This is a genomic window from Vibrio owensii CAIM 1854 = LMG 25443, from assembly GCF_000817815.1.
Classification (GTDB): Bacteria; Pseudomonadota; Gammaproteobacteria; order Enterobacterales; family Vibrionaceae; genus Vibrio; species Vibrio owensii.
The window spans coordinates 16,315-31,646 of the sequence record NZ_JPRD01000044.1 but is presented as its reverse complement, the minus strand read 5'-3'; the positions used below and the strand labels follow the sequence as shown (position 1 = coordinate 31,646).

Sequence of the window (15,332 nt, the reverse complement as noted above, 5' to 3'; positions counted from 1 at the left end):
ATTACTCTCCGGAAATTGGGAAGTTAACGTATGGGTGCGTGTTGATGCCTTCTTCCGGTGTCACCCAGTCAGGCAAATCAATACTGACTGCCACTAAGTCGCCGTCTGCGTCGTATAGGCCGGTTTGGCTGTACTGCTTCGGCTCGGATAATGTGTTTTCAGGCATGATGCAGCGGAACAGCAAGCGGCCATTCGCCCAAACCACGTCTTCGGAAGGATTGATGGTGCCTTCGTAGAAAACGTTTTTAATATCGGTCCCTGCCGGATCGAACGGTGATAGGGCCGGTGGGGTTTGACTGTCGTCCACCAGCAACGGGTCATGACCGAATTTAAATTTTACGATCTTGAACTGGCTTGCCAGTCCTGCAATTGAGAGAGCGTTTTTTTCGTAAAAACGAGGCAGTAGCTCTGCAATCTGCCATGGTTGATTTGTTGACATAGCGCTATTTCCAAAGTGGTGTGTCTAACGGTGCAAAGTCAGCTGGGATCTCGTCAAATCCCAGCCACGGATTTTGATTAATCTCAGCCGGCTGATTTAGCTCATAAGGCTGAGACGGAAACTCTCGAACAATGCAATCAACTTGAGCACTGTAGAACACAGAGCAAAATGATTGCGTTTGTTTGAAATGGGTACTGCTCAGCGGCTCAACTTGCGTTGTAAATGTGCGCAGCTTGAGCCTGTGGTGGCGTGTTGGTGGTAAGGTATCGCCCTCTTTACCAGCAATGGCCGCCGTTCCATAAGGCGTCGTGATAAACAGGTCCAGAGACCAATCAGCACCCAGCTGATAGCTCATCCATGGCGCTTTTGATATGACGTGGCTCTGACCGGAACCCGCGCTGTAATCAATGGCGTGGCATGACTGCTTTTGTTTGATCACCGACTGACTGGCCGGATTAACCTTTGCTTCAAACGCTCGATGTTGCGTTCGGTGCTGCTTCATTGGTGGCAGCGACTCGCCTTCTTTCCCCGCAAGCGGGACTGAGCCTGACGGCGTAACCAAAAACAGGTCAAGTGACCAATCCGCGCCCAGCCGGTAACTGATCGCCGTTGGTTTTACGGTTGTGCGACTTTGCCCGTGGATAGGCTCATTCGCGTCGGTCTGAATACTGTCTGCGGGTACCACATCAAAGTGATAATGCATACTGAAATTCAGGCAAGGATAGCGGGTCGCGGTCAACGAGGCGCCCGACAGTGGTAGGTCGGCATGTTGAACAGGAATGTAACGCTCGATGCTGGATATTTCCTGCAGGGCATTGATGATGTCGCCTTCCTTTCCGGCCAATGGCACACGACGACCACCCAGATCGACAAACAGGTCGAGAGACCACGACATACCACCAATAACAAAATCCGCTTCGCTCGTTGTGGTGCCTCTTCGGTGCTCCACATACAGAGGGCTGTCATCCAGCCAAGGTACGTCAGCGGGACGGTCGTCAAATGAGGCAGTGAGGCGATAAACCATGCTGCCACCCTTTTCTCCAATCGTTTGTCGCTCGACATGGTAGCTTTGCGGCGCATAGTCAAAGTTGATGGTCAGAATGAAAAGCTCACCGTCATACACGATGTGAGCCGGTCTCAGGCGCTCAATCTCTCGTTTAGCAATGGCAATAAAGGTTTCTTTTGCCATTCCCAGCTTGTGCAGGTGCGTTAAGTCGACGGCGATTTTGCCGCGAGAGGTCATCCAGAAATCATTGAGATCCCATTTCTTGATCTGGACCTCTTGCTCAGTGAACAGATTATCTCGGGCATAAGGCAGGCTCTTATTGGAGTACAACGGCTCCCACGTCACGCCCAAACCTGCGAAGTTAACGCGCAATGCGTTGACGAATGGAACGATGGTGTCTTTTTCGTGGATGTTGTCTCGTTGCCATGAGATAGAGAGGCGCTTGCCGGATTCGTCGATCGGCAGGGCTGTATCAAAGTAATCGCCAAACTCGGCAATCTTTTGATTGAGGTGATCCTCACTGGCGGTAAATATGTTCTTGCTGTCTTCAAAGGTTTGAAGCTCATTGAAAAAGTGGGTATCCCAGTATTCTTCCAATGCCTCAGCCAGCGCTACCCATTGGGGAGAGCTTTGTTTGCTCTTTGTCAGACGCTCAACTAACCATTTTTCAGCCACGGGAAAACCTCACTCAAAATCTTGAATGAGAGTACGGTTTCAGGTGAGCACCCGCCACGACAAAAAGATTTTTTACCTAAGACGGGTATTTATTAGGTGTGTTTTTAATACTTAGTAAATACTTAACCTTGCGTTATTTGTATAGTCGACATCGAGCAGGTTCATAGTGGCATCAAGATCGATGTATATCATTTGCTTGAGATTTTCCGGCTCCGATTGGCCGATAATTTCAATCTCAATATCATCTTCGCTCTCAAAGATGTTGAGTCCGTTCATCAGGCGATAGAGGTCGCGCTTTAGCGCCTTCGCCTTGCGTCTGCTGGCATCTTTGCCGTAATTGTTCCATAGCGTATCGCTGATCAGCTTCTTAGCATCAGTCAGTGTGATACTGCGTAGAAGCTTGCCGGTAATTTTGGCTGTGAATGCTTGCTCGTCCACGGGCACGTTGTGGTACCGACGGTTAAACTGAGGGATGTTCTTTTGCATGTATGCCTGAATTTCACCGCCGATACTTGGGTTATCCGGCGCGTAGACGCAGAGAAATATCTTGTTGACGTTCTCAAACTTCAGTTCGCCGTCCATTTCTTCTTGCTCGGCCTCTCCCCACACATTGCCCCATATCACCTCGGGGAAGTGCTGCTTGATAAAGAACAGGTAGTCATCATCCCAAACGTGGTTATCATCATAGAGCGGGTAATACAGAGCGTTACGGCGAAGCTCGTCGGTTTCCTCTCTGGCTGCACCGCCCGTAAAGACAGAAGCGGTCTCAAACTCGATGTCTTCGGCATTATCATCGACAGGCGTCAGAGGCTGATTAGGCATCAGCTTGGTGTCACCCTCAGTCAACCACAGCTCAACCGTGATCTGCGCCCCTTTGCTTGGCACAAGGCCAAAGATGTTATTACCAAATCGGATACCGACCTGATCGGTGTGTGAGTAAAACTCATCAAAGACTTTATCCGCGCGTGCATTACGGAACCGGTTCGTTGGGTACCATTCTTCAGCGCCGGAACCCATATCCACAAACACTCTGAATTTATGCAAATTGACACTAATGGCTCGCCCAAACTCAAACTCAAGGAAAGGCTGCTCTTTTTCAACCACAAACGATAGCTCGTGACGTTTGACCTGACAGCCATCCACCACCACTTCGCCACCAGCGGCCACACGCACACTCTCATTGACCATGTAGTAAACCTGATCTTCCGAGACAATAGGAAAATAGGCCATGACGCTTCGGTCACGGTTTTGCTTATTCCGGATCCGGATCTGGCCGCGACTGGGAGCGGCTTTTCGTGGAATATACTGACGGTCTTCTGCGAGCGCCAGTATCGAACTGCGGTTGTATGCCGTGCTCAGGTACCCTTCCTGCCTTGCTCGCTCCAACTTGTGTAGCGCGTATTCCAAAGCGAGGTTTTGAAAGGTATTGACGCCCTGCATGACCTGACTGTCAGCCAACGGCTCTAATACCGGCTTTTTGCGAATGATGTCGGTAAAGGAAGCGCGTGCTTCTGCCTTGTTGTCAAGATTGCTCATTGGCTACCTCAGTGGAATGTTGGGATTATCGTACAGGCCGTATTGATGGATAATCACAATGCGGCAAAGATCGATGTCTGGAAAGGTCACACGGATCCCCTTGATAACAACGCCTTGAACGTCACGGGGTAACTTTTCCACGATCGCCATTTCCATCATCACTGCGTCGTCTTCTGTTTGCGCACAAAACTGAAACGGCGCCAAGTTGTGCCCCCAAGCGGGGTTATCCGCAATGGTGTGCTCTGGATTTTCAAACCACTCTTCTATGTTGTTGTTCATGGCCTTGCCATCGTATGCGACGGCAAGGCCTGTGCTGTCAACGTTGAGTAGGTGATTAAGCTCTTCCATTGTTAAATCCTGTCATGTGCCATCAACACGAGCGTTTTATCTTCGAACTCGGTTTTAATTGGTGCGGGAACCGATGCCGACTTCGACTGAGAAGCAGCATAGCGAGGGCCGGAAGCGGGCGCACTAACACCGCTTTGTTGCTGAGCTTTACTCATTGCATCGACAATCGCTTTACCCAGTTTTTTCTCATCAATCTTGGCTACGGTTTCCGTTTTCTCGGTATGGGTTTCCTTGTTGTTGGTCTGACTCATTGCCGCTTTGGAAGGGCTGATCTCAGGTAGAGGTGCCTTTAACTGCTCAGGCATGACTGCTGCCTCAGAGGCTTGCAAGGTGTGAACGGCGCCAGCCTCTTGAGCGCTAGATTCTGTACGACTGGTTGCCACTACCTGCGCGGATTCAGCATTTTTCGTTGAAAGCTCCGACTTATCGCCGTTGGTTGTAACGGACTCACTCGACTCAGTAGTAGACTGAAGAGTTTCGGCTTCTCGCTCTGCGCGTGTTTTACCGTCAGTGCCTTCCATCTTGTCACTGATCGCCTCACCAACAATGTCACCCCCTTTACTGCCAAGCCAGCCACCCACTGCAGCCCCCAGCAAACCGCCCACCAGAGTACCAACAACAGGAACCACCGAACCCATAGCGGCCCCCATGGCCGCGCCGGCACTGGCGCCACCAAGGGAGCCTGCTGTGGTGGCCCCGACTTGGACCGCTTTTTGTGAACCGGTCAGATCTTCTCTGTCTTTCACCTCATTGTATTTGAAGTACCCAGTTGCCAGTGCGGCGACGGGTGCAGCGGCGCGGCTGGCAACAGAACCCACGGTTTTCAGAGCGCCACCAGCGGCTTTGCCCACACCTGAATTGGCTAACGTTCCCGTTGCATTCTTCACACCCTGAGCGACACGCCCGAGTCTGGTGGTTGGTGCGCCTTTTAGAGCCGATGCATTACCTGCTGCGCTCTTACCGCCTTTAAAACGGTCAATTAGAGAGCCTAAACGTCCTTTCCGACCTCGGCCTCGACGTCGCTTACCACCCCCCTTCTCTTTGCTATCACCACCACCAAACATATCTGACAGCTCACTCACGCTGTCCATGAGAGAGCCACCACCTTCACCACCGAACTCTTTCTTGTCGATGGTTTTGATTAGCTCTTTGTGTTGGTCTTGAGAGAGGTCGTACTGCTCATCCAATCGATCTGCAATCGCTTCATTGCTGCGGGTCTGCTCTCTCTCTCTGACGACATTGGCAGACGTGACACTGGTTTGATTGTGCGTACCGACCTCACGGCTTTGGCGGTCCAACTCGCTTTGCTTTTGAGTGTGGCTTTCCCTGCTCTTTTGAGTATTGTTTTGATACTTATCTAATGTTTTATGAGTATCAGAAAGACGGTTGTCACTGTTTTTATCCGCTTGATGAGTACTGGTCTTGGCAGAACGCTGGCTATCTCTGTCCAGTGTGCTGGATTGGTGATCAGACTCACTTTGCTTATGAGTGTTGTTTTGATGTTTGTCTAATACCCTATAAGTATCAATTGAACGGCTGTCACTACTTTGATCGGTTTGGCGATGGTTATCTTGCAGCTCGCGGCTATTGCCTTGGATCTCTTCCCGAGAGTCGTCAGTATGGTGTGACTGACTGGCAATCTGCAGGTGCTTATTCCCAAGCTCTGAGGTCGGCTTCTGAGTAACACGCTGGGTCGTATTTTCATCATGCGTGCTGTCCTGACGGTTATCCGTCGCCGTATGGCTCGATGCTTCTTTGCTGGTTGCTGTTTGCTGCTGAGTTTGAACAGTGGCAGTATGATTGCGATTACTAGACTCATCGACAGCGCGTGAATGCCCCTCACTTTGACGGGATTCGTCTTTTCTTTTGGTATTATCTTGATACTCGTTTAGTGCTTTGTGGGTATCTGTTTTTTGCTCAACTTCCAAAGGTGGAGCGGGATGGCTTAGGGCCTGAGCCTCAGCTCGCTTAATGAATCGCCCTTTCTCGTCCCTGACTGGCCCGTGGGGGTTGTCTTTCGCAAATGCTTCTTTGGATGATGCATCATCACGAGCCTGATCGCCTGCTTCGTTGCTGTCAACTTTCTTCCCTGTGACTTTCTCAAGGACCTTTTGACCGAGGGAGCTGTTTTTTACATCGTCAGTCGCCTCTTTGACCTCTTTTGCCGCTTCCCAAAGGGAGCCGCCCATTGCTGAGCCTGCCGCATCCGTGGCCGTGTCTCCCGCTTCCAGTTCTTCGCGCTCTTCTGTGGCCTTTTTGAAGACGTCCCCGACCGTTTTCAGTAAGCCAGAGCGTTCTCGCTTTTCTTTTTGCTCTTCTTGGGCCTGCTGGCTGGCAGTGACACTTTCTTTATCATCTGGCGCATTATCTTGAGGCTGGCTATCAGTGCTGGCGACTGATTGAGTCGATGCTTGCGGTTCGGAACGCTCAATTTCACGCTGCTTTTGTGCGAGGGTCGGCTTCGACTCCGCTGCCGGCGATACCGACGGCGCAGTATGGCGCGGTTTCTGTTCCTTTTTCTGAACAGGCGTGGCAAGCGCTGGCGTAACGGAAGCCTGACGGTTGCCTTTTGACTCTACCTGTTGGGCGGCTTTCGCCCCAGCATCAGGGACTTTGCTTGGCTGGCTGTCCGTCTCTTGAGGTTTGCTTTCACCGCCTGCAATAACGACTTGAGTCTCACTCTCTCGCTGCTGGCTTTCGTTGTCACCGGTGCGCTGCGTATGGTCGCTGGCTTGGACTGACCGTGCTTGAGAATCACGCTCAGTTGCTTTTTGCGTGGCAGGCAATGCTTGATGGAGGCGACCAGACTCAGGCACTTTCTCTGCCTGACGTGATACAGGACGTTGCGCAGCTTCACTGTTAGCATTAAATACTTGTTGAGTATTGTATTGATGCTTTTTTGATACTGAATCAGTGTTGTTTTGATGCGTAGAAGATTGAATCAACGTTGAGCCACCAGCCAATGGCTCCCGACGTAACAGAGCAGACGTGTTTGACTCAATCTTATCAAGAATGGCGAGGATTTTAGGCTGATAATCCTCTTCTTGCTGGGTTGCATCTGTCACCTGTTGCTCAGGTGACAGTGTTTTTGGGTCTACGACAATTTCTGCCTGTTGTGTTTCTTTGATAGTCACGATTGCCCTGCCTTTCTGTATCGTTTGTGCATGGTCAAAACACGGCTTCTTGGTGAGCAGAGCAGGCTGTCTATCGGCTGACCAGCATCAAGGGATAACTCATTAAGCATGACATCCCAAGAACGGCTACTATACTCGCGGAATCCGGCTGTAATCCCGAAAGGGAAGCAACAACTCAGTTGTCACCTCCTTATTTTCTTTGGCCTTGATGGTAGGGCAAACGTGACGAGGCGACCGCAACATAATCTTGCCGTCGTCCATGATTTTGCTTGGCAGGCCGTGAGTCATGCTCTCCAATGCCGCAGTGACGTGGGATTTCAGGGCTTTGTACTTGGTTTCCGGCAGCTCACGTAGCCAGTTGTTTAGATTAGATTCACGCTTATACGGCTTCTCTTCATGATCATCTGCCATGTACAAGGCCGCTTTGAGCTTATGAAAACGGATTTCAGCCTGTTTACGGGTGGCGGCGGGTGAACCTTCTTTTTCCATCATCAAAGCAAGGCGCATGTTTTCCAGCTCTTCCATATCCTTGCCGGTGAGCGGCGAGATCACCAACTTTCGCCCTTCGAATGACAGATCACGGCTCGCCATCCCTTCGATTTCTTGGTAGCCCTCGGCCAGATCGCGCAGGTCAAACTCATTGGTGTGCATTTCCTGGCAATGAGGGCACTCATAATCCAGCGAAACAAAGGTGTCATCCGTGGTATGTATCCAGTACCAGAATAGCGCCAGACGGCGGTCTTCAGCGGTCCACTGCTGACAGTCTGTAAAGCTCTCTTTGTCCTGAATCGTGTTCAAAAACTTGGTGGTTAATGACTCTTCGTGCTCGGGCAGTACATCACAGAAATCCAGTGTTTCTGCTGTGGTCGCCTCTCGAATAAGCACTTGCTGGATAGGTTTGCTGGGTAATGAAAACGGTGCAAACATGATTAACTCCGAAATTGAATAACGGTCAGCGGGAACTCTTTAAATGAATGCTCGGTATAGCTCTGGGTCACATCCCCCAGCTGAACCGGTGCAACGGGATAGGTTTCAGATAACACCTCTTCAAAGCTCGTCCCTTTGTGGATCAGGGTGTATTTTTTCCAGTCCCTGATCCATTTGGTGTCTGGGTTTAATGGCGGGTTCACGGTGCCATCCCCATTGGCCACTTTGGCGGTCCACTCGGCAAACCACTTATGGATCCGTTCGTCGTCATGGTCACGGACGGTCATTGAGATAGAAACTGGCATTACCCCTGTCGGGAACTGCAGCTGGTTTACCCCAACTTTCACCGGTTCGTATTCCAGCTCAATAGGGCCGTAGGTGACATCTTTGATGAAAATCTCAAAATCCAGCGGTTGCTCTTCGATTTCCAACCGGAACTGCCATTGATGCTGGAAGTAGGTATGCACCATTTTCTTAACCAGCATCTTTTCACGATTGAAATCAGCGGCCATCCGGCGCCCCCGTTGTCACATGGTCGTTCACCAAGTCGTACATCTGACGGATCAGGTCATAGGGCATTCTGTGGTGACGGTTTGCCATAAAGTACTGGCGTAATGACTCAGAGAGTGCATAGCGGCCCTTTGGCTCGTTCTCAGGAGCTTTCTGGGTGTAAAACGCTGTTCGCTCACTGACTAACGTCGCCTTGTCGACGGCATACACTCTGTCTTCGTAACTGACCAGCCAAACCTGCCCATGCTCGCCGGTCACTTCACAAGTGAGCCATTCGCCCACCAGCGGCCCTTCTGGGGTGATTTGGTAGAAATATAAGGGTGTACCGATTGAAACATCATTGTGGCGCATGGCCGCTCTCCTAAAGCAGCATGGAAGGCATCAGCATATTGCCCGACTCTTCCATTTCTTCTTCTAACTGGCGTTTGCGCTCATACAGCTCTGACAATTGCGGCATTCCATCCAGTGGTAAGCCGGCAGCGCTGCGGGAGTATTGCTCACGCTCTGTGTTGGGGATGTCGATAAGGACTTTGAGATACTTTTGCAGCATCCCTGTGGTGTGTGCCGGCAGCGTATCATTGTCTAAATCGTATTGACTGATCGCTTCCAGATATTGGACTTTGAACGGGGCCACGCTGTATTCCGTGGTCACAATATTCAGTTTGTCTTCTTCTACCGTGACTTCATGCCAGACCTGATCAACGTCATTGGCCGTTACCATGGTCATGAAATGCGGCGGTACATCAATACCGCCGGCTTTTTGTTGGTCCAGTGTCACGGTGACAGTCCGGATCACACCCGCCCTATCTTGATACTCGTTGAGCGCTTGAATAAGCAACGCTTCGAGCTTATCTGCTTCGTCATGGTAAAGAGTTATAAACTGTCCCTTGACGCGAGCTAATAGGGCGTTGGGGGTCATCCTGCGTAACCTCCGATGCGTTCAAACCAGTTGTACAGGAAGTTCACTGGCACACGCACGGTACCAGTACGGTTTTCAACATCCAGATCCGATGGGTCCGCTGCGATCATGGTATCTTCAAGTCGGTAGCCCTTCTCTTCGATATCCTCACCATGCAGCACGATTTCAATCGTGACGTACTCTTTGTTGTCAACGATTTTGGAAATGGTCTTGATCACGTCACCACGTTTGATTTCAACGATTTGACACGCAATATCACCATCACGCTTAGTGGCACCGTACTGACGGAAACCTTGGCCGTACTGGCCGAAGTCTTCAACGGGTTCACCGCGCTTTTCTTCCGGCAGCTGAGAAGTACGGATCAGTGCCGAAATTTCCGGATATTCTACGATTCGGACAATGAAATCCGAGGCGACCGCACGCTCACCGAGCGCGACGTTTTTCTTGTGGGCTTGTCGCAGTAAGTCGACGTTCCCTTTTGCGTTTGGTACAGCCATTGTTTAGCTCCAATTAACCGTAAGTTGAAGGGATCTGAGAACGATTGAGCATTGCCTCAGATTGAATCATTAGTTGAATGTCAGCTTTCATCAGGTATCCATCACGGCTACGAGGCCCGTCCAGCGGGGCCGACATACTTTCAATCACACAACCATTGAGCACGACATTGCGCCCGATGTTGACCATGACAGAACTCGGTACTCGACCGACCGCATTGCCATCCCCTACCGGATTCCCGACCGGTGAAATCGCGTTTACTTCAGGAGAGAACATGCGCTCTAACTCCATAATGGCGTCTTCGACTTCGGCTTTTGGGTCAGATAACGCATACAGAGAGAGCGTTATCGGGAATGCGTGGGGTTGGTTGCCCTCCCAGACCTGACGGCTTGAGAGGGTCGTGATTGATGTCATGCCATTGGTTGACTCTGTAACCGTGCCTGACTGCAGCACGCCACCGGCTTTGCTGAACTTGGAACCCACAGAGTCGCCCTCAAAAGGGCTGTTCCAGTTGGCGTTCAGCTCTTTTGCCGTCCCTTCCCCAATCACGCCGACAACGCAGGTGTTACCCTGCTTTATCCAGCACTTGAGGTATTGGCTGACTTTCGGATCGTTGTTGCCAACGGTCCGCGCCCCTGTGGATTGCCAGACCTTCGCCATTACATGTTACGCTGACGACGGGATTTCATGGATTTGGCACGTTTACGTCGCGCCCCTGAGTTATTCGCCTTACGACGCGCCTTCTTCAGTGCGGCTTTTTGCGCAGAAGAGAGACGTTTTTTCTTCAGTGGCTTCTTAATGACTTTCACCTTACCGTTACGGACCACGCGCTGAGTCGCATCAAGCACTAATTTGGCTTTCACTGCATATTCAGTGATCAGCTCGTCATCAGACTTTTCATTGTCTGCCAGCTTATCGTTGAGGTAGGTATGCAGCTTCTCACCCGCCTCTTCGCTTTCATCATCAATGAAGCCCTGAACATTGGCAGCATTGGCGCCCAGTTCCACCAGCGAGTCTGCGGCCATGGTTAAGATCTCGTTGAATAGATCTTCTTCAGGCTCTGTGACTTCACCGTCTTCGTCCAAATCAGCGAGACCGGCAACAATAGCTTCAAAGTTTGAATAGCTGGCGTCATTGTCTTCCAACCATGTCAGCGCAGCGGCCATAGCATTCGCTCGGATCTGCTTTTCGCCCAGATCGTTGCTGGCATCATCCAGAATTTGCTCTGGAATGGTGTATTCGTTGCTCTCAGGTTTTTTAGCAGCTGGCGCAAAGCCAGCTGCATCGAACACAGGATCAGAACCACCAAATGGATAACCTGTTCCGTACATTTTTACTCCATTACGCCATCAGGCGAGGTTGAATTGCGATACGACGCGCCACGCCGGTTTGAGCATAAGCGACTTCAATGTGCCAGTAGTCCAGCTCGACTTGCTTCAGCGTGATACGGTAAGGGTTTTTGCCGTCTTTGTTCGGATTGCGAGGCTCAACGAACGCACCGGCTTCAAAGCGCTTCTTACAGATCTTGTCTGCAAGGTCCTGCAGGTTTTCCAGCACAAACCCGTCAGGCTCAAACTGGACCACGGCAGCTGCTTGCAGGAACTCATGACACAGGTCATTGAGAATGGCTGTTGTGTGCTCAAAACGCAGGTAGTTGTTCTTGCGCCAGATATTCAGACAGTCATTGATCACCTTGCCTTTGGCGACAGGGTTAATACGTGCTTTCACCAATTCTGTCGGCTGCAGCTTGCCAGTCAGGTGTAGCGGCTCGATACCACGACGGTTCACAAGGCCGCGCTTCTCGCCGGCAGCGGTATAGTGCGCCCCTTTAACAGCGGCATGACCGGTTGGCTGGGCAAAACACTTAGCTTTCGCTGCAGTAGCACCACCAGACAAGCCCCAGACACTCTTACCGCCGTACCATTCGTCGGTCGCTTTGTAGGGATAGTGGAAACAAGACGCCTGATAAGACTCAAGGTTGGCATCTTCCAACCACTGTTTTGCAGCCACTTCCGTTAACCATGGCGGTACGTCAAAACGGAATTGCGCCAGACGACCATCAGCGATGGTGACCATGTGAGCAATCGCGGACGGCTCATAGTTACCGGCAGCAAAACAAAGGTTAAAGTCGATGTCGTCGGTCTTGAGCAGATCCCACGCATCCTTCCAGTTATCCAGCGTTGGCTCGCCGCCATTGGTACCGCCTTCAAAGGCTTCTTCGCAGGCTTTTACGACGGCAAAGTCGACCGTTGCTGCGATTTCTGCACGGAAACGCGCTGAGCGCTCTTCCAGCACATTCGGCAGGTAGGCAGTAAGGCCAGAATCGTCGACATCATCAACGTTCACGCCCACCACAAAGCTTTCACCTTGCAGGGTTTGCCATTCGCCGCTGACTTGCTCTTGGAAAGACAGGGTGAAACGCTCTGCATCCGTATCGACGTCGCTGATCACCATGCGGCGCTTAGTGGATGGATCGCCGTCAACAGGGTAAACCGACAGCCAGTGACCGGCAGACAGGCTCAATGTCGTGCCGTAGCTGTGTGACGATTTCACCGCCGCACCATCAGCAACAGGTAGCGCGATAGATGGGTATTTCGCATCATCAGCGACAACGCGCACGACGTGGCAGTATTGCAGCGAATCCAGTGCGTCTTTAAGGTGGCGTAAACCTTCGGCTTTCGTGCCTTGGTTCATTGGCATAGGACGGCCCAGTAGATCTTCCCAGTCATCTGCAGTGGCTGTGATGATTTTCCCAACAGGGCCTTTTGACGCGATAACAACACAAGCACCAACAGCGACGTCACCGCCACCTGTGGTGTAGTTGTTATCAATGGGCGGCAGAACGGCAATGCCGGCTGCCTCGGTAATAAATTGGCTGATCATTCCAGACATGCTGAATTACTCCGCTTTAAGTTTGATTTCCACCCACGGCTTATCAGCAAGAGCGGACTGAATAGCGATCAGCTCTTCTTTATTTGTCGTGATGGATAAATCTTTGCAGTGCCCGTTGATAGCTAAAATGCTGCCGTCAGCACGCAAAATTTCGTGACCAGAAACGCTGTTATTGGTCATTAGCACTTCAAGGGCAGAATCATCACCCTCTGGTACGTCGCCAGCGCCGGTATCAGTGGCGCCTGTTGATTCACCACCTTCTGCACCGGCATTGTCACCGTCGGTACCTGTAGATGTATCGCCAGACTCTGAGCATTCTTCTCCGGCCCCTTCGGTGCCAGTGCCGGTATTCGTATCGCCAGCGCCGGCATCACCTGCACCTGTTGCGCCAGCTTCGCCAGTGACAACCGTTTCATCTGTACCAGTTGACTTGTCGTCAGTGGTCTCAGTGGTTTTGTTGCTGGTTGCTGGTTTACGGGTAGTGCGGGTGTTTGTTTTTGTGGTTGCCATAGACAAATTCCTACTTAGTTAAGTGACGTGGGCGCCGCAATGAAGCGGCACCCAGTGAAACCAGTGCGATTACTGAGGCGTGAATCGCAACCACATGAACCAATCGCGCCCGTTGTGCGGGTGGAGATCACGATAAGCCAGCTCGTAGAGCGTGTTTTCGTGCTTCAGGTTGCGACCGATGCTGTGTGCGTAGTTGATCGCTGAAATCGCATCACCCGCCACATAACCAGCATCACCGTGCTCACGGCCTTTGGCGTAACACAGCACGCGCCATGGGTCCGCCATGTGCGGGTCTTCTTTGAACTTGTAGCCAAACACGGTACCCACATAGTGCGGCTGTGGTAGTTGGCGGTAGTTCGGTGCGTATACCATGTGCGGCGCACCCAGCGATTTCAGAACGCGAGACGCTTCACGGCCAGCAACAACACCCACCAGACCGCTACGCTTGGTGCGGTTCATCAGCTCGGTAGAAATTGCCAACAGCGTGGTTTGGATCATTTCGTAGTGCTGACGGTAAGACAGGCCAGACGGAATCGTCAGGTCGAATGTCTTCTCGCCTTTCGCGTAGAAGTAGATATCGTTCAGGCGTTTGCGGTCTTTGTCCGCTGCCATCAGGTTACGAGCGGTTGCCAGCTGCATACCTGCGATATCAATGTTGTATTCGCGCTTACCAGTGAACTGAGACTGAATAGAGTTAGAGCTAACCAGCGCAGATTCGTGCGGGAACAGCTCGTAGCTCACCATTTCGTGCTCAACGGTCGGGATCAGAGACGGGTCTTTCTCAATGGAGATGTCTGCAATGGTATGGATCTCGATGCCGGTCTTCGGTGCTTTGGAGAACTTCACCGCAAGCTGACCAACTTGATAATTCACCGTACCGGTAAATGTTACCGTGTCACCGTCTGCGTCAGTGAATTTACCGAAGATGCCGCCTTTACCGTCATCACCACCAACAGGCATACGATCAACCAGAATACGGACCTTGCCTTTCACAAATGGCATTGCCTTCGCTTTGGCGGCGATATCGAAGTTAAAATCAACGGCTGTGCCGTCACCGCTGCCGATTTGGTGGCGTTGGTCCATGGACGCATACTGACCGTTGAAATCGACGTCAATCAAATCGCCTTCGTTTAGGTCGCCAAACGTTGAGCCGGCCACACGGTTGATGCGGAAGATTTCAGACTTGTTATAGTTCGCCGGAATGTGCGTCACCATGTCGTTGGTGATCATCATCAGCTGCACCGGTACAACCAGAGCAACCATGCGGTTACGCTGAATGATGCCTTCAGAAGCACTCATTGAACCGTCACCGGCACTATCGAGAATCGCGCGTAGATGAGGGTTTTCAGTGTTCGGATCCAGCATATTCTCAATACTGTTGTGCATTGACGACATCAGCTCAGCTGACGGCATTTCACCATGCATTGAGTGGTAGTGACGGACCGCGTTGGCGGCAGAGCCTGCAACCATCTTTGACATTTCACCGGCATTATCAAAGATTGAACCGTCAAGGCTTTGAATGATGGCTTCATTGCGAGCGGCACTGTCAGTGATAATCTCACCATTATCCATCTGCGGATCGATAATATGTCGCGCAAGCTGCGAAGCGTTGTTGTTGATTGTAGCGACCTGATCGCGGTACGCCTGTTCTGTGCTAGGAGTTCCCATTGTCTCTTCCTTATTGGACTTGCGCACCGGCTTTGGTGCTTCAAACATGGTTTTTCAGCAAAGAGGCTAACAAGGGGGGAGATACCCAGCATCAACACAAAAATTTTAGTTATCGGGGGCTTGGCGGTCGGCACTTCTAATTTACACAACCGATTTTTAGCAAGTAGAGAGGGCACATAGAGCAAGGGGAAAAGTGAAGCGAAAATAGGTTAATTGCTAAATCGTGCTAATAGCATGTTTATGACAACATAAAAAGCACCAGAAACGGCGCTT

15 protein-coding genes are annotated in these 15,332 nt (G+C 51.3%); all 15 read right to left on the bottom strand.

What is annotated here, in order from left to right; genetic code table 11:
- Position 1: 1 nt before the first annotated feature.
- The 15 genes from H735_RS21395 to H735_RS21325 all read right to left on the bottom strand — a co-directional run bounded on the left by H735_RS21395 (position 2) and on the right by H735_RS21325 (position 15,059).
- Positions 2-439 (bottom strand): hypothetical protein, encoded by a 438-nt coding sequence (locus H735_RS21395; protein WP_012219881.1) that lies wholly within the window; start codon positions 437-439, stop codon positions 2-4.
- Positions 440-443: 4 nt separating this feature from the next.
- Complete coding sequence (locus tag H735_RS21390) at positions 444-2,120, bottom strand: hypothetical protein (protein ID WP_020195278.1); 1,677 nt, start codon at positions 2,118-2,120, stop codon at positions 444-446.
- Positions 2,121-2,231: 111 nt separating this feature from the next.
- Positions 2,232-3,656 carry a baseplate J/gp47 family protein gene (locus H735_RS21385; RefSeq protein WP_020195277.1) on the bottom strand — a complete coding sequence of 475 codons (1,425 nt, stop codon included), beginning with the start codon at positions 3,654-3,656 and terminating at the stop codon, positions 2,232-2,234.
- A 3-nt stretch (positions 3,657-3,659) separates the two neighbouring features.
- A complete protein-coding gene (locus H735_RS21380) occupies positions 3,660-4,004 on the bottom strand; it encodes a hypothetical protein (RefSeq protein ID WP_012219872.1) in 345 nt (114 codons plus the stop codon).
- A 2-nt stretch (positions 4,005-4,006) separates the two neighbouring features.
- Positions 4,007-7,138, bottom strand: a complete 3,132-nt coding sequence (locus H735_RS21375) for a hypothetical protein (protein ID WP_020195276.1) — start codon at positions 7,136-7,138, stop codon at positions 4,007-4,009.
- Between the two features lie 129 nt (positions 7,139-7,267).
- Positions 7,268-8,065, bottom strand: coding sequence for a hypothetical protein (locus tag H735_RS21370; protein ID WP_020195275.1), 798 nt, complete (start codon positions 8,063-8,065; stop codon positions 7,268-7,270).
- A gap of 2 nt (positions 8,066-8,067) precedes the next feature.
- Positions 8,068-8,577, bottom strand: a complete 510-nt coding sequence (locus tag H735_RS21365) for a hypothetical protein (protein WP_020195274.1) — start codon at positions 8,575-8,577, stop codon at positions 8,068-8,070.
- Entirely contained in the window at positions 8,567-8,926 is a 360-nt protein-coding gene (locus tag H735_RS21360; RefSeq protein WP_012219938.1) for a hypothetical protein, read from the bottom strand. Before H735_RS21360 ends, H735_RS21365 begins: the two co-directional genes overlap by 11 nt.
- A gap of 10 nt (positions 8,927-8,936) precedes the next feature.
- A complete protein-coding gene (locus H735_RS21355; RefSeq protein ID WP_020195273.1) occupies positions 8,937-9,494 on the bottom strand; it encodes a hypothetical protein in 558 nt (185 codons plus the stop codon).
- Entirely contained in the window at positions 9,491-9,991 is a 501-nt protein-coding gene (locus H735_RS21350; protein ID WP_012219903.1) for a hypothetical protein, read from the bottom strand. Before H735_RS21350 ends, H735_RS21355 begins: the two co-directional genes overlap by 4 nt.
- A gap of 13 nt (positions 9,992-10,004) precedes the next feature.
- Entirely contained in the window at positions 10,005-10,538 is a 534-nt protein-coding gene (locus H735_RS21345; RefSeq protein WP_227741527.1) for a hypothetical protein, read from the bottom strand.
- A 110-nt stretch (positions 10,539-10,648) separates the two neighbouring features.
- Positions 10,649-11,320 (bottom strand): hypothetical protein, encoded by a 672-nt coding sequence (locus H735_RS21340; RefSeq protein WP_012219856.1) that lies wholly within the window; start codon positions 11,318-11,320, stop codon positions 10,649-10,651.
- A 10-nt stretch (positions 11,321-11,330) separates the two neighbouring features.
- Positions 11,331-12,881, bottom strand: coding sequence for a hypothetical protein (locus H735_RS21335; protein ID WP_020195272.1), 1,551 nt, complete (start codon positions 12,879-12,881; stop codon positions 11,331-11,333).
- 6 nt (positions 12,882-12,887) lie between these two features.
- Positions 12,888-13,391, bottom strand: a complete 504-nt coding sequence (locus tag H735_RS21330; protein WP_020195271.1) for a hypothetical protein — start codon at positions 13,389-13,391, stop codon at positions 12,888-12,890.
- A 69-nt stretch (positions 13,392-13,460) separates the two neighbouring features.
- On the bottom strand, positions 13,461-15,059 hold the full coding sequence (locus tag H735_RS21325) for a hypothetical protein (protein ID WP_020195270.1): 1,599 nt from the start codon (positions 15,057-15,059) through the stop codon (positions 13,461-13,463).
- Positions 15,060-15,332: the final 273 nt, after the last annotated feature.